General features: G+C 46.4%; 13 protein-coding genes. 12 read left to right on the top strand and 1 reads right to left on the bottom strand.

Annotated elements, in window-relative coordinates; translation table 11 throughout:
• Positions 1 to 65 precede the first annotated feature (65 nt).
• From MTF70_RS13000 to MTF70_RS12945, 12 genes are all read left to right on the top strand, one after another.
• The gene (locus MTF70_RS13000; protein ID WP_005379365.1) at positions 66 to 830 is read left to right on the top strand and encodes a DUF3450 domain-containing protein; all 765 of its coding nucleotides are present in this window, start codon (positions 66 to 68) and stop codon (positions 828 to 830) included.
• Positions 831 to 833: 3 nt separating this feature from the next.
• Positions 834 to 2,195: a MotA/TolQ/ExbB proton channel family protein gene (locus MTF70_RS12995; RefSeq protein WP_017634999.1), complete on the top strand. Its 1,362-nt coding sequence runs from the start codon at positions 834 to 836 to the stop codon at positions 2,193 to 2,195.
• A 9-nt stretch (positions 2,196 to 2,204) separates the two neighbouring features.
• Positions 2,205 to 2,732: a MotA/TolQ/ExbB proton channel family protein gene (locus tag MTF70_RS12990; protein WP_005379363.1), complete on the top strand. Its 528-nt coding sequence runs from the start codon at positions 2,205 to 2,207 to the stop codon at positions 2,730 to 2,732.
• 25 nt (positions 2,733 to 2,757) lie between these two features.
• Positions 2,758 to 3,165: a biopolymer transporter ExbD gene (locus MTF70_RS12985; RefSeq protein ID WP_005379359.1), complete on the top strand. Its 408-nt coding sequence runs from the start codon at positions 2,758 to 2,760 to the stop codon at positions 3,163 to 3,165.
• 4 nt (positions 3,166 to 3,169) lie between these two features.
• Entirely contained in the window at positions 3,170 to 3,802 is a 633-nt protein-coding gene (locus MTF70_RS12980) for an energy transducer TonB (RefSeq protein ID WP_005379353.1), read from the top strand.
• A 9-nt stretch (positions 3,803 to 3,811) separates the two neighbouring features.
• Positions 3,812 to 5,035, top strand: coding sequence for a hypothetical protein (locus MTF70_RS12975; protein ID WP_025768315.1), 1,224 nt, complete (start codon positions 3,812 to 3,814; stop codon positions 5,033 to 5,035).
• A gap of 448 nt (positions 5,036 to 5,483) precedes the next feature.
• Complete coding sequence (gene gmk / locus MTF70_RS12970) at positions 5,484 to 6,107, top strand: guanylate kinase (RefSeq protein ID WP_005379347.1); 624 nt, start codon at positions 5,484 to 5,486, stop codon at positions 6,105 to 6,107.
• A gap of 181 nt (positions 6,108 to 6,288) precedes the next feature.
• Positions 6,289 to 6,561, top strand: a complete 273-nt coding sequence (gene rpoZ, locus MTF70_RS12965) for a DNA-directed RNA polymerase subunit omega (protein WP_005379346.1) — start codon at positions 6,289 to 6,291, stop codon at positions 6,559 to 6,561.
• Positions 6,562 to 6,600: 39 nt separating this feature from the next.
• The gene (gene spoT / locus MTF70_RS12960; RefSeq protein WP_005379340.1) at positions 6,601 to 8,721 is read left to right on the top strand and encodes a bifunctional GTP diphosphokinase/guanosine-3',5'-bis pyrophosphate 3'-pyrophosphohydrolase; all 2,121 of its coding nucleotides are present in this window, start codon (positions 6,601 to 6,603) and stop codon (positions 8,719 to 8,721) included.
• A gap of 52 nt (positions 8,722 to 8,773) precedes the next feature.
• Positions 8,774 to 9,457: a tRNA (guanosine(18)-2'-O)-methyltransferase TrmH gene (gene trmH / locus MTF70_RS12955; protein WP_005379339.1), complete on the top strand. Its 684-nt coding sequence runs from the start codon at positions 8,774 to 8,776 to the stop codon at positions 9,455 to 9,457.
• A 253-nt stretch (positions 9,458 to 9,710) separates the two neighbouring features.
• On the top strand, positions 9,711 to 11,792 hold the full coding sequence (recG, locus tag MTF70_RS12950) for an ATP-dependent DNA helicase RecG (protein WP_205461475.1): 2,082 nt from the start codon (positions 9,711 to 9,713) through the stop codon (positions 11,790 to 11,792).
• 232 nt (positions 11,793 to 12,024) lie between these two features.
• Positions 12,025 to 13,413 carry a uracil-xanthine permease family protein gene (locus MTF70_RS12945; protein ID WP_005379335.1) on the top strand — a complete coding sequence of 463 codons (1,389 nt, stop codon included), beginning with the start codon at positions 12,025 to 12,027 and terminating at the stop codon, positions 13,411 to 13,413.
• Between the two features lie 72 nt (positions 13,414 to 13,485).
• Here MTF70_RS12945 and envZ read toward each other — a convergent pair whose 3' ends face one another.
• Positions 13,486 to 14,778: a two-component system sensor histidine kinase EnvZ gene (envZ, locus tag MTF70_RS12940; RefSeq protein WP_017820700.1), complete on the bottom strand. Its 1,293-nt coding sequence runs from the start codon at positions 14,776 to 14,778 to the stop codon at positions 13,486 to 13,488.
• Between the last annotated feature and the right edge of the window lie 10 nt (positions 14,779 to 14,788).

The raw sequence follows: 14,788 nt of genomic DNA, 5'->3' as shown, positions 1-14,788 counted from the left end.
AAAATATTTGGCGCGGGTTTTCCGCGCCCTTTTCGACTGACTAAAACACTGACAAGGATGCAACCATGAAATTCAAGGAATTTGGTCTCAGTGCCATAGCTGCAGCATTGCTTACTATCAGTAGTAGCTCTATAGCGGCCAACTCTGGTGCTGTCGTTTCCACACAAGCAAAAGCAAATCAATCTTCAGAAGCTTCGCAACAAAAAATCGACAATTATGCCGAAAGTACTGAAGGCATGTTGGCAGAATACAAAGGCTTACTACGTCAAATCGACAGCATGAAAGTCTACAACGAGCAAATTAACCGTATGGTTCAATCACAGCAAGGTGAATTGGACTCATTAAATAACCAAATTGCTCAGATCGATCAAACGGCAACAGAAGTAGTGCCACTAACACTTAAAATGATCGATGCACTCGATGAGTTTGTGACTCTCGATCTACCTTTCCAGAAAAAAGAACGTAATAAACGTGTCCAAGAACTGCGTCGTCTCATGGATCGCGCCGACGTAACGACTTCTGAGAAATTCCGTAAAGTGATGGAAGCCTACCAAATTGAAGAAGGCTTCTCTCGCTCAATTGAATCTTACAAAGCTAGCCTAGATAGAAATGGGGAAACCGTGACTTACGACTTCCTACGTATTGGTCGCACGGCGCTTTTATTCCAATCTCCAGACGGTGGTGAGACAGGTATGTGGAACCAACAAACACGTCAATGGGAAACATTACCGGAAAGCTACCGCATAGCGGTACAGCAAGGCCTTCGTATCGCGAAGAAGCAAGCGCCACCAGCGCTAATCAAATTGCCTGTATATGCTGGGGAGGAATAAGAGATGAAAGGATTCAAAACTCTAGCCGCTGGTCTACTAGCGAGCTTATTTATGGCTTCAGGCGTACAAGCAGAAACGCCTAAAAACCTATCTGAACTACTCAAAAACGTAAAATCAGAAAGCATCGTTGAGTCAAAAGAGAACAAAGCCCGTGAAGCTGAGTTCAAGAACAACCGAGATAAGCAAGCAGCATTATTGCAACAGGCTCGTGAAGAGCTAGCTTCACAGCAAGCACTGGGCGATCAACTTAAAGCGACATTTGATGAAAACGATAAGCAGCTGACTGAACTAACAGAAACCTTACGTGTTCGCTCTGGTACTTTGGGCGAAATGTTTGGTGTGGTCCGCCAATATGCGGGCGAGTTTAAAGGCTTATTTGCAGCCTCTCAAAACGCAGTTCAGTTCCCAGAGCGTGACGCTCTACTAACGAAACTGGCTGAAAGTAAAGAACTGCCATCAACACAAGAGCTAGAAGCATTCTGGCATACCATTCTTCAACAAGTGGTTGCCTCAGGCGAGACAGCAACAACCCAAGCAACGGTTGTTTATGGCGAAGGTAAAGAAGCGGTTCGCGATGTTACTCTTGTCGGTGAATTTAACGCGATTGCCGATGGTAAGTACGTTACTTATGTACCTCAAACAGGTAAGTTCGAAGAACTCTCTCGACAGCCTCGCACCAATATTACACGTCATGTTGCGGGCTTTGAGTCAGCGTCAAACAGCTATGAGCCACTGTTTATTGACCCATCCCGTGGTGTAATTCTGTCTCTACTTGTACAAAGCCCTACCGTTCAAGAACGTATTGATCAAGGTGGCATTGTAGGTTACGTCATCCTTGGTATGGGTGCAGTTGGCGCTATCATTGCTCTAGTTTGCTTCCTACGCCTTCAAGTGATTGGCGGTAAAATGCGTAAGCAAGCGAAATCAGAAACCGTGATTCCTGGTAACCCTCTGGGTGAAGTTATCCAGGCTTACCAAGAGCACAAAGGTGACAACCTTGAAGATCTTGAAGCGAAACTGGACGAAATCATCCTACGTAACGCACCGAGCATTGAACGCTTTATCAGTTCAATCAAGCTATTTGCTTCTGTAGCACCTCTACTTGGTCTACTGGGTACGGTAATGGGCATGATCGGCACATTCCAAGCCATTACTCTGTTCGGTACCGGCGATCCTAAACTGATGGCTGGCGGTATCTCTGAAGCACTTGTTACTACGATGCTTGGTCTGGTTGTCGCAATTCCTCTACTGTTCCTGTACACCATCGTACACAGTAAAGGTCGTCGTTTGGTTCAAACTCTTGAAGAACAGAGTGCAGGCTTCATCGCTCGCTATCAGGAAAAACTACATAAAGCCGAAAGCTAAGGAGGCGTTATGTGGTGGTTAGTTGGAGAACTTGAATCAATTAGGCGCTTCTTGGGAATGGGTGGCGATGTACTCGTCGCCATCTTCATCCTCAGCTTTATGCTGTGGGCAGTATTGTTAGAACGTTGGTTCTATTTTGCTGCCGTCGCTCCAAAAGCCATGAAAAAAGCCGTTGGCTCATGGCAGGGGCGCTCAGAGCACCAGAGCTGGAACGCTAAGATGATCCGACAAGAAATTGTTTCTCGTCAGGACATTGAGAATAAAAAGGGCCTGCCAATCGTGAAAGTATTGATTGCGCTTTGTCCCTTACTGGGTTTGCTCGGCACCGTTGTTGGCATGATCCAAGTATTCGACATCTTAGCGGTAACAGGAACAGGAAGCCCTCGAGCAATGGCCTCGGGGATCTCAAAGGCAACAATCCCAACTTTAGCCGGGATGGTGGCTTCTCTATCAGGACTGTTCTTTAGTTCACGTCTTGATCATTTAGCCAAAGTCACAACGCAAAAGCTGGAAGATAAGCTAAAGCATATTGCCTGAGTAAATGGAATTAGAGGTATAGGTCATGAAAAGACGCTATAGCAGTGATAGCAGTGATGAAACCGCTATCGATATGACACCGATGCTCGACATCGTATTCATCATGTTGATCTTCTTTATCGTAACAACATCGTTCGTAAAAGAAGCTGGTCTAGAAGTAAACCGCCCGACGGCAAGCTCTGCGCAAACCGTGAAAAAAGGTAACATCATGGTCGCAGTTGGTGCGGCGGGTGATGTTTGGGTTGATAAACGCCGCATCGAAGTGGACGCGGTTCGCGCGAATATTGAACGTCTTCGTGCAGAAAGCCCTGATGGCGCAGTTGTTATCCAAGCCGACACAGAAGCAAATGCTGGCGTAGTCGTGAAGGTTATGGACCAGATCAAAATGGCAGGTGTAGAAAGCATCTCCATTGCCGCAACCAATAAGGATTAAGCTTATGCGGTATCTGGCCTCAATTGCACTGGCGCTCATTGTCTCCCTCGGGTTGTTCTGGGGGATGGACAAGCTAGTAAACAAAGAGCGCCACGAGTTAGTGTCGAATGATGACCTGCGTATGGTCGAGTTTATTCGCATTAAACCAGACGAAAAAATACAGGAGAAAAAACGCGAACTTCCAAAGCCACCACCGCCTAAGCGTCCGCCGCCGCCGCCAGAAATGAAAGTGACAGCGACAGTAAAACCGGTGATGGAGCAGACCCCAATGGATATGCCAAAGCTTGACCTACCCGTAAATGTTACAGGTGGTTCGGTGCTTGGACATTATAGCCAGGGTGGAGGTGCGCAACTCGCGGGTAGCGGAGGTCCAACACCTCTAGCGACATTCCAACCTCAAATGCCTAGGAAGGCTGCGAAAGCAGGAATAGAAAAAGGGGTCGTCTTATTAGAGTTTACTGTCAACGCACGTGGTGCCGTAGAGGACATCAAAGTTCTTAAAGAGCAACCACGACGCTTAGGCCTCGGTCGAGCGGCAAGAAAAACAGTCTCTAAATGGACATTTAAACCAAAATTGGTTGACGGGAAACCTGTTAGCTCGCGCCTATCGCAAGAAATAGAGTTCTCAACCAATTAAGGAGTCACGATGAAAAGTTTATGGAAAAGCAAAGTGGCTTCTTTAATTCTCTTCGCAGGAGTGGCAATGGCCGCTCCTACGATGGCAAAAGAAGCTCCTCAGTTATCAGATCGGACATTTCGAACCGTTAACAAAGTGCAAGAGTTGATCGCAACTGAAAAATATTCAGCAGCGAAAGAAAAACTAGCAAGCGCTTTAGAAAGCACAAGTTCGAAAAAATACGACCGAGCAGTTTTACTTCAGCAGACTGGCTTTTTGTATTCGCTACAAGACAATTATGTGCAAGCAGCAAAATACTTTGCCGAAGCATTACAGCTCGACGCACTTCCCGTTCCTGTTGCTCAACAAGTTCGCTACAGCTTGGCTCAGCTTTACCTAGCTGAAGAAAAGTATACGTTGTCTGTAAAAACGATGAAGGAATGGTTCAAGGTTGCAGAAACAACCAAAGAGAAGCCTCAAGCTCATGCTTATATCACGTTAGCGAGCGCTTATGTTCAGTTGGAAGATTACAAAAATGCAATCCCGCCAACCAAAAAAGCCATCGCGATGAGCAAGAGCCCAAGTGAGTCTTGGTACTTAATTCTCGTTGCATCTCACTACGAGTTAGGCCAGCTGAAAAGCGTTGCCAGTGTACTCAAAACTCTGACTTCAAAGTACCCTCAGAAAAAGCGTTACTGGATGCAACTTTCTGGTGTCTACATGGAGCTAGGTCAAGAACGCAACTCTCTAGCCACCCTAGAAATGGTTTACAAAATGGGGAAACTAGAAGGAGAGAAGGAATATTTACGCTTTGTAAACTTCTTGGCTTATCAAGGTATTCCATATAAAGCAGCCAAAACTCTTGACAAGGAAATGGCAGCTGGAAACATTGAAAAGACGAAGGAAAACTATGACCGCCTAGCCAGTTTCTGGCAGCAAGCTAAAGAGCTAGATAAATCAATTCTCGCTTATAAAAAGTCATATAACCTCGCTCCTTCTGCTAAAACGCAAATTCAGATTGCTCGCTTAATGATACAAGACAAGCAGTATTCTGAAGCAACTCGTTTTGTAGAAAGCGCGGCATCCAGTGCCTCTAAAGAGCAAAAGGCAGAACTTGAATACATTCGCGGGATGGCCTATTTCGAGCTTAAGCAACCACAAAAGGCCTTGCAGGCGATGAAAGGCGCTGCTCAATCGCCAAAATTCAGGTCAACCGTTAGCCCTTGGATAAATTTCCTAGAGTCTCAAGGATAATTCGAAGATTAAGTGTGAGTCAGTCGCACGCCTGGGGAAGTGAAAGCTTCCCCTTTTTTCCGTTTTATCTTTATTAACCCCTATTTTTAACCAGAGTCACTCACGCAAGCCAAATCGGGACTCTAAACCTAAAATCAGCACACTAAACGGTTGTAGAAATGGTTTTAATAACAGAGTGCGCGGATGGTAAGTCCTGTATCACGCTCCTTCTTCGCTGTTTAGGAACACTCTGGCGTAAGTAACTATTTCATCTGAGACGATCACAGACAGAAAGATCAACTGGTAACAAAATAGAGATCATGATACTCTTCGCCTCCATTTTTCTGGCGGGATTATCACCAATATCCACCCCTTTGGTGGTTGATTTCTCAATGCCAGTGCTATCGTTATAAGAATGTCGAACTTTCCTTCGGCACTCAATCAATCCAATCAAAAGTGGAACAGTACAATGGGCAAAGGTACTCTCTATATCGTATCTGCACCTAGCGGCGCAGGTAAATCTAGCTTGATCTCAGCGATGTTGGAACGCAACCCAACCTACGCAATGAAAGTGTCTGTGTCTCACACCACGCGCAACATGCGACCTGGTGAAGAAAATGGTGTCCACTACCATTTTGTAGCGAAAGATGAGTTTGAAGCCCTGATCGCTAAAGGTGACTTCCTAGAATACGCAGAAGTGTTTGGTAATTATTACGGCACATCTCGTGTATGGATTGAAGAAACACTAAATAAAGGTATCGACGTTTTTCTAGATATCGACTGGCAAGGCGCACGCCAAATCCGTGAACAAATGCCAGAAGCCAAAAGCATCTTCATCCTGCCACCATCAAACGGTGAGTTAGAGCGTCGCTTGAACACTCGTGGTCAAGATAGCGATGAAGTGATCGCAAAGCGTATGGCTGAAGCCAAGTCGGAAATCTCTCATTACAACGAGTACGACTACGTGATCGTAAACGACGATTTTGATACCGCTTTGATGGATTTTAAAGCTATCTTGCGTGCTGAAAGATTGAAGGAAGAAAAGCAAGCTGCTAAATATAAAGGTATGCTTGACGCGTTGTTAGCAGAGTAACTTCAAAAAAGTCACGCTGTAAAACATAAAGAATTTCCCGTTTTTTGCCCAGTGCGAAAAACACAATAAACTACCTGAGAAAGTCCACAAACGGTGGCTTGTCTAATTGCTAGTAAATAAAGTAGTTAGGTTGTATACTTTCTCGTCATTCTAAAATTTTAGTTAACTATTTGGAGTCCTCATGGCACGCGTAACTGTTCAAGACGCTGTTGAAAAAGTTGGCAACCGTTTCGACCTAGTACTGATTGCGGCTCGCCGCGCTCGTCAAATGCAAACTGGCGGTAAAGATGCACTAGTGCCAGAAGAGAACGATAAGCCAACGGTTATCGCTCTACGCGAAATCGAAGAAGGTTTAATTACTAAAGAAGTTCTAGACGCTCGTGAACGTCAAGAACAGCAAGAGCAAGAAGCGGCAGAGCTAGCGGCAGTAAGCAGCATCGCTCACAACCGTTAATTCTGACTTTAGAATTCAACAACCTCCCGGGCCTATAATTTGTATCTATTCGATAGCCTCAAAGACGTTGCCCAAGAATACCTAACAGAGCCTCAGATTGAGGCTCTGCGTCAATCTTATGTGGTAGCGAGAGATGCCCATGAAGGGCAAACCCGCTCTAGCGGTGAACCATACATCATCCACCCTGTCGCTGTGGCTCGTATCTTGGCCGAAATGCGCCTTGATATCGAAACCCTCCAAGCTGCTTTGCTGCATGACGTCATTGAAGACTGTGATGTAACTAAAGAAGATCTCGAAGAGAAATTCGGCAACACTGTCGCAGAATTGGTTGATGGTGTATCTAAACTGGACAAACTCAAATTCCGCGATAGGAAAGAGGCTCAGGCTGAGAACTTTCGTAAGATGGTTCTGGCCATGGTGCAAGATATCCGCGTCATTCTGATCAAACTGGCTGACCGCACGCATAACATGCGTACGCTTGGCGCGCTTCGACCAGATAAAAAGCGTCGTATTGCTCGTGAAACGTTAGAAATTTACGCGCCCCTCGCTCATCGTCTTGGTATTCACAATATCAAAACCGAACTCGAAGAGTTGGGCTTTGAGGCGCTATATCCCAACCGCTACCGCGTACTGAAAGAAGTGGTTAAAGCCGCACGTGGTAATCGTAAAGAGATGATCCAACGCATTCACAGCGAAATAGAAGGCCGTCTGCAAGATTTTGGCTTGAATGCTCGCGTCGTTGGTCGTGAGAAAAACCTGTTCTCTATCTATAACAAGATGAAAACCAAAGAACAGCGCTTTCACACCATCATGGATATCTATGCGTTCCGAGTCGTTGTTGATACCGCTGATACTTGTTATCGCGTTTTAGGCCAAGTACACAGCTTGTATAAGCCACGTCCTGGTCGCATGAAAGATTACATCGCGGTACCAAAGGCGAACGGCTATCAATCGCTACACACTTCCATGGTTGGCCCTCACGGCGTACCTGTTGAAGTTCAGATCCGTACTGAAGATATGGATCAAATGGCGGACAAAGGTGTCGCGGCACACTGGTCTTACAAAGACAAAGGCGACAAGTCTGGCACCACTGCGCAAGTGAAAGCTCAGCGTTGGATGCAAAGCCTGTTAGAGCTACAACAAAGCGCGGGTAACTCATTCGAATTCATTGAAAACGTAAAATCCGATCTTTTCCCAGATGAGATTTACGTCTTCACACCAAAAGGTCGTATCGTTGAACTACCTTTAGGCGCAACGGCTGTCGACTTTGCCTATGCCGTACATACCGATGTAGGCAACTCTTGTGTTGGTGCTCGTGTTGACCGTAACCCTTACCCATTGAGTAAGGCATTGAAAAACGGTCAGACGGTGGAAATTATCAGTGCCCCTGGTGCGCGTCCGAATGCGGCATGGCTAAACTATGTCGTGACTTCTCGTGCCCGCACTAAGATTCGACAAGTACTGAAAACGATGCGTCGTGAAGAGTCGATTACTTTAGGTCGTCGCCTACTTAATCACGCACTTGGCCGTCACTCGATTGATTCAATTTATCCAGAAAATATCCAAGAAGTCTTGAATGATCTTCGCCTAGAAAGCATCGATGATTTATTGGCTGCTATTGGATTGGGTGAGTTGATGAGCATTGTGATTGCACGTCGTCTCCTTGGTGACACCGAAGAGCTCACGACAACAAGTTCAATCCCAACGGACTCGAAGAAGAAGCTTCCGATTCGTGGCGCAGAAGGCTTATTGCTGACGTTTGCAAATTGTTGTCATCCTATCCCAGATGATCACATTATTGCTCACGTATCGCCTGGTCGTGGTTTGGTTGTTCACCGAGAAACATGTCCGAACGTTCGTGGTTATCAGAAAGAGCCAGACCGTTATATGGCTGTCGCTTGGTCTGAAGACTACGATAAAGAGTTCATTGCTGAACTTAAAGTCGACATGCTTAACAACCAAGGTGCTCTTGCAGAACTGACCAACGTGATCTCGAAAACAGGATCAAACATTCATGGCCTTTCAACGGAAGAACGTGATGGTCGTCTATACACTGTGACTGTGCTGTTGACGACGAAAGATCGTGTCCACCTTGCTGGTATCATGCGTAAGATTAAGGCAATGCCTCAAGCAACCCGAGTCAGACGCAGAAAGAACTAACCTCTATCGCCACCTACTCTGTTAGGTGGCGATTTTTTATACCTCAATAAATATGAACCTAGAACGTTACAACCGTATTCACCAAGTCCTAAAAACTCGCCAAACTGATCTGACACTTTGTCTCGAAGAAGTACATAAGCCAAACAACGTCTCTGCTGTGATCCGCACCGCTGACGCGACAGGCTTACACAAAGTTCACGCAATTTGGCCAGACAAAATGCGTACGCTGAGCCATACCTCAGCTGGCGCGCGTAACTGGGTTGAAGTGGATACTCACGATTCGATTGAAACTGCGATTACCGAACTCAAAGCGCAAGGTATGCAGGTTTTGGTGACCAATCTTTCGGACACCGCCGTCGATTTTCGCGAGATCGACTACACCAGACCAACGGCAATCATTTTAGGCAGTGAAAAAGTTGGCGCTTCGGAGCAAGCCAAACAGCTTGCCGAACAAGACATTATTATCCCAATGGTGGGCATGGTGCAGTCACTAAACGTATCGGTTGCCAGTGCCGTAATTTTGTATGAAGCGCAACGTCAACGTGAAGCCGCAGGCATGTACGACCGAGAAGAAAGCGCTCTGCCTAAAGAGACAATCAACCGTATTCTCTTTGAACGTGGTCACCCAGTGCTGGCAAAGGTCGCGAAACGAAAAGGGCTCGTTTACCCACCACTCGATGAAGAAGGTCAAATCATCGCCGATGACGCGTGGTGGCAAGAGATGCAAAGCAAGTAACAGACTTTCGTCATCCTGAACGGCGGCGAAGGAGCGTGGTTCAGGATCTAATTCTCAAATATACAGATGCTGATAGTGTTAACTTCAGCGACATACTTGTTGGAAATAGAATCCTGATGTCGCTAAAGCTCCTCGGAATGATAGGTTATCAGTCAAATCATGACACTAACTAAAGCATGACTATTTTTTCCTGTACAAAAACACAGCTCCATGGTTAACATACTGCTATGTTAACCGTTTTCTTGAGCCCTCTATGTCCGCCCAAATGTTATCTGCCGTCCCATTAACCTCCCTTTCTGGAGTTGGCGCGAAAGTCGCAGAAAAACTCGCCAAAGTTGGCTTACATAGCGTTCAAGATTTGCTGTTTCACCTTCCGTTACGCTACGAAGATCGTACTCGTATTTACCCTATTGCCAAACTGCATGCTGGCCTTTGGGCGGCCGTGCAAGGTAAGGTCATGGCAGTCGACACCATCTTCGGTAAGCGCAAAATGCTAACGGTAAAAATCAGCGACGGTAATGGCACTATCACGCTGCGCTTTTTCAACTTTACCGCAGCCATGAAGAACAATTTCACGCAAGGTAAGTTAGTACATGCTTACGGTGAAATTAAGCGCGGTGGCGTGGGCTTGGAAATTGTTCATCCTGACTACAAGTTTTACGTCAGTGAGCAAAAGCCCGATGTAGAACAGAGCTTAACCCCTGTTTATCCCACCACCGATGGATTGCGTCAAATCACATTGCGCAACCTTACCGAACAAGCTTTAGCCCTGCTTGATAAAACCGCAGTGCAGGAATTACTTCCAGCGGGGTTGTATGACCATCAAATCACGATGTCGCAAGCGCTGCACACCATTCATCGCCCACCACCAACCATTAATTTAGATGAGTTTGACGAAGGCAAACATCCTGCCCAAATCCGCTTGATCATGGAAGAATTGCTCGCACAAAACTTATCGATGCTAGCGGTGCGTAGCAAAGGTCAGAAGGATTCAGCGCTACCTCTCGGTCCTTGTAATAAACTAAAAACGCAGCTTTTAGCCCAACTGCCTTTCTCTCCTACAAACGCTCAAACCCGAGTAGTACAAGAGATTGAAGCCGATCTAGAAAAACCGCACCCAATGATGCGATTAGTGCAAGGCGATGTTGGTTCGGGGAAAACATTGGTTGCCGCCTTGGCCGCTGTTAGAGCCATTGAGCATGGCCATCAGGTGGCACTCATGGCGCCAACCGAACTATTGGCCGAGCAACACGCTATCAACTTCGCAAACTGGTTTGAGAGAATGGGCATTCAAGTCGGTTGGTTAGCGGGCAAACTCAAAGGTAAGGCAAAGGAAGCCGAGCTGGCTCGTATTGCCAGTGGTGAAGCGCAAATGGTAGTGGGTACTCACGCGCTATTCCAAGAGCACGTTGAATTTCATCACCTTGCTTTGGTCATCATTGATGAACAGCACCGCTTCGGTGTCCATCAGCGATTAGAATTGCGTGAAAAAGGTGCAAAACAAGGCGCTTATCCACATCAGCTCATCATGACAGCAACGCCGATTCCGCGAACGTTAGCCATGACTGCTTATGCTGACTTAGAAACGTCGGTGATTGACGAGTTACCGCCAGGTCGAACACCAATCCAGACTGTCGCGATTCCAGACACCAAACGCAATGATATCGTCGAACGTGTCCGAAATGCCTGCTTAAACGAAGGCAAGCAGGCATATTGGGTGTGTACCCTGATTGATGAGTCGGAAGTATTAGAAGCGCAAGCCGCGGCAGATACCGCAGAAGAGCTTCAACGTAAGCTACCGGACGTAAAAATTGGTCTAGTACACGGACGAATGAAGCCGGCAGAGAAACAAGCGGTGATGCAAGATTTCAAAGACAATAAACTGCATTTGCTGGTCGCAACGACAGTGATTGAAGTTGGTGTGGATGTGCCAAACTCTAGCTTGATGATCATAGAAAACCCTGAACGTCTTGGTTTGGCACAATTACACCAGTTAAGAGGTCGCGTGGGCCGAGGTTCCGTTGCTAGCCATTGTGTGCTGCTGTACCACTCTCCGCTGTCAAAAACCGCGCAAAAACGTCTCGGAGTACTACGTGAAAGTAACGATGGCTTCGTCATTGCGCAGAAAGACCTAGAAATTCGTGGCCCTGGAGAACTATTGGGTACAAAGCAGACAGGTCTTGCTGATTTCAAAATCGCAGACTTAGTTCGAGATCAACGCCTGATTCCCGAAGTTCAGCGTATTGCGCGTCATATTCATGACAATTACCCGACTAACGCAACAGCAATTATCGATCGCTGGTTGGGTGAGCGGGATATTTACTCCAAAGCGTAATGATTGAAAGCGAGCCAAATGGCTCGTTTTTTAATACGCCAAAAACAAAGCAAACGTTTGCTTTTTGAGTAAATCTCTCTATAATCGCGCACAAATTTTTAAGTGTGTTAGATCACACTCCACCAACCTGAGTTGACTCTGATTAACAGCAATCACAGGTAACGACGTCAACTCCACCCTGCTCTCCCATTCAGCGAGAACTAGGGAAATATTGCGACTAGCGAGACAAACAATGACAACTTCAAACCGATCTTCGGAACTGGTCTATCAACTCAACGATCGACCACCTTTGCCTCAAACCATTTTTGCCGCACTTCAGCACTTATTGGCGATGTTCGTCGCGGTTATCACTCCGTCACTGATCATCTGTCAGTCTTTGGGTGTACCTGCAGACCAAACGAACACCATCATCAGCATGTCTTTATTTGCGTCAGGCGTGTCTTCGTTTATTCAAATTCGCACCGTTGGCCCAATTGGCTCTGGTTTGCTCTCTGTTCAAGGCACCAGCTTTAACTTTTTAGGTCCTATTATTGGAGCAGGCCTATCGCTGAAAGCCGGTGGAGCAGACATCAGCACCATGATGGCTGCCATTTTTGGTACGATTTTAGTCGCATCATTTGCAGAAATTTTCCTATCTCGCGTATTGGAGCATGCCCGCCGAATCATCACTCCGCTCGTTTCAGGCATCGTCGTCACTCTTATCGGTCTCACACTGATTCAAGTCGGCTTAGTATCAATGGGCGGTGGCTACGCAGCATTAAATGAAGGAACCTTCGGCAGCTTAGACAAACTTGCTCTGGCTGGGACGGTACTTGGATTAATTGTGATTTTAAACCGCTCGAAAAACCCATACATCCGTGTGGCTTCAATCGTGATTGCGATGCTAGTGGGTTACATCATGGCGTATTTTATGGGGATGGTAGATACTTCTCAGCTAGGCGCAACTGAGATCGTAGCACTGCCCGTACCAATGCAATATGGCTTATCGTTTGACTGGTCTCTGTTCATTCCGCTGGTACTGATTTTCTTTATTACCGCACTAGAGGCCATCGGTGATATTACCGCAACATCTGAAGTGTCTGGTGAGCCAGTAAAAGGCCCAGTGTACATGAAACGCATTAAGGGCGGTGTGTTAGCAGACGGCTTAAACTCCGCAATCGCAGCCGTTTTCAACAGCTTCCCGAACTCAACGTTTAGCCAGAATAACGGCATCATCATGCTAACAGGAGTCGCGAGCCGCTACGTGGGTTACTTTATTTCTGGCATGTTAGTGATTCTTGGCTTGTTCCCAGGTGTCGCTAGCTTTGTTCAGCTGATTCCTGAGCCAGTACTTGGCGGCGCAACGATTGTCATGTTTGGTACGATTGCTGCCGCTGGTGTGCGTATTATCTCTCGTGTTGAGCTCGATCGCCGCGCAATTCTGATCATGGCCTTATCCTTCTCAATGGGACTTGGTATCGCACAAAAACCAGAGATCCTGCAATTTATGCCAGAATTTATTAAGAGTATTTTCTCAACTGGTGTTGCAGCAGGTGGCATCACAGCGATCATTTTAAATCTACTTCTGCCAGAGAAACTGGAAGACGAAGATGAACTTCCTCAGGAAGTGAAAGAGTCTTAAGATTATTGAGAATAAGAAAAGCCCAACCTAATTAGGTTGGGCTTTTTGTTTTAAAGGGTGCGGGCCATCGACTTACTTGGTAGGAAAGCTGATTTGAGCGATTAAACCGCCTTCACTGCGATTACGCATCACCACAGAGCCTGAATGTTGGCTGATTATACGCTTCACAATCGCCAACCCTAGCCCAGTGCCTTCACTACCGCGAGCGGTGTCACCACGCGTAAAGGGTTCAAATAACCTCGCGATTTGAGAATGCTCGATACCCGGTCCGTTGTCCTCTACTGAAATCCACACTAGCTGCTTATCTGCTGTCACACCAGTGCTGATTTTGACCCAGCCATTGCCATAACGTAGCGCATTCACAACTAAGTTACTGATCGCCCGCTTAATCGCAATCGCACTTCCTTTGGCTGGCGGCAAGTTAAGATTAAGATCTGTTTCAATTTCAACCTCATAGCCACCTTCAGAACTGGCAACGTCACTGGCAATCGTACTGATATCAACCGCTTCAAACGATTCTTGGTTCACCGGTTTGAGATAATCCATAAACTGACTGATGATCTCATTACATTCTTCCGTATCGCTAATGATCCCCTCCGCAAGATAGCTGTCCTCAGGAGACATCATTTCTGTCGCTAGGCGAATACGCGTCAGAGGCGTTCGTAAGTCATGGCTAATCCCCGCCATTAATAAGGCTCGGTCTTCTTCTAGCTCTTGAATACCTTTCGACATTTGATTAAAGGCTCGAGTTACAGAGCGAATCTCCGATGCGCCTTTCTCTGCTAAGGGGGGCGGGATCTCACCTCGACCGACGTCTTTCGCGGCTCTCTCTAAAGCCAAAAGTGGACGGTTTTGCAAACGAATAAACAACCAACCACCAGCAATGATCAGCAGCGCCATAATCAAACTGTTACGAAACAGCGGTGCAAAATCTTCTTCTTGCAGCTCAGATAACGGAATACGAATGATGGAGTTCGGCAACTTTTCGATGTGCATCCACAAAATGTAACTTTCATCGCCAAGCAATAAGCGTACTTCTGTAGGCGAACCCAGCTCTTGGCTCATTTCTTCAGACATCAAATCAATCGACATTGCGTGATGAAATTCAATCGCCTTATCGCTGTCAAGGCTGTGAACCGTCACCCCTAATCTTTCTAATAATTGACGCCTTAACGGTGCATCAGACTTTAAAGGTCCTTCATCATCAAGCACCAAATTGAGCTCATGGGCGAGAATTTTATTGAACTGCTGCAAACTCGGCATCAACGCGTAGTTAAAAACGGCGTAGTAAGAGAAAACTTGGCTCGCGAGAAGCAAAGAGATGAACAGCAGAATAGATTGTGTCAGTGAACTTCGGATGCGCATGGAACGTTCC

This window comes from Vibrio sp. 2CM40D, from assembly GCF_023161825.1.
Lineage (GTDB): Bacteria > Pseudomonadota > Gammaproteobacteria > Enterobacterales > Vibrionaceae > Vibrio > Vibrio alginolyticus.
The sequence above is the reverse complement of the archived record's forward strand: the minus strand, read 5'-3'. Positions and strand labels throughout refer to the sequence as shown.

Coding starts and splice junctions, on each gene's coding strand:
- MTF70_RS12990 (WP_005379363.1), top strand. CDS start 2,205: ATGTGGTGGTTAGTTGGAGAACTTGAATCAATTAGGCGCTTCTTGGGA.
- MTF70_RS12995 (WP_017634999.1), top strand. CDS start 834: ATGAAAGGATTCAAAACTCTAGCCGCTGGTCTACTAGCGAGCTTATTT.
- MTF70_RS12945 (WP_005379335.1), top strand. CDS start 12,025: ATGACAACTTCAAACCGATCTTCGGAACTGGTCTATCAACTCAACGAT.
- rpoZ (WP_005379346.1), top strand. CDS start 6,289: ATGGCACGCGTAACTGTTCAAGACGCTGTTGAAAAAGTTGGCAACCGT.
- envZ (WP_017820700.1), bottom strand. CDS start 14,778: ATGCGCATCCGAAGTTCACTGACACAATCTATTCTGCTGTTCATCTCT.
- MTF70_RS12975 (WP_025768315.1), top strand. CDS start 3,812: ATGAAAAGTTTATGGAAAAGCAAAGTGGCTTCTTTAATTCTCTTCGCA.
- trmH (WP_005379339.1), top strand. CDS start 8,774: ATGAACCTAGAACGTTACAACCGTATTCACCAAGTCCTAAAAACTCGC.
- recG (WP_205461475.1), top strand. CDS start 9,711: ATGTCCGCCCAAATGTTATCTGCCGTCCCATTAACCTCCCTTTCTGGA.
- gmk (WP_005379347.1), top strand. CDS start 5,484: ATGGGCAAAGGTACTCTCTATATCGTATCTGCACCTAGCGGCGCAGGT.
- MTF70_RS12980 (WP_005379353.1), top strand. CDS start 3,170: ATGCGGTATCTGGCCTCAATTGCACTGGCGCTCATTGTCTCCCTCGGG.
- MTF70_RS13000 (WP_005379365.1), top strand. CDS start 66: ATGAAATTCAAGGAATTTGGTCTCAGTGCCATAGCTGCAGCATTGCTT.
- MTF70_RS12985 (WP_005379359.1), top strand. CDS start 2,758: ATGAAAAGACGCTATAGCAGTGATAGCAGTGATGAAACCGCTATCGAT.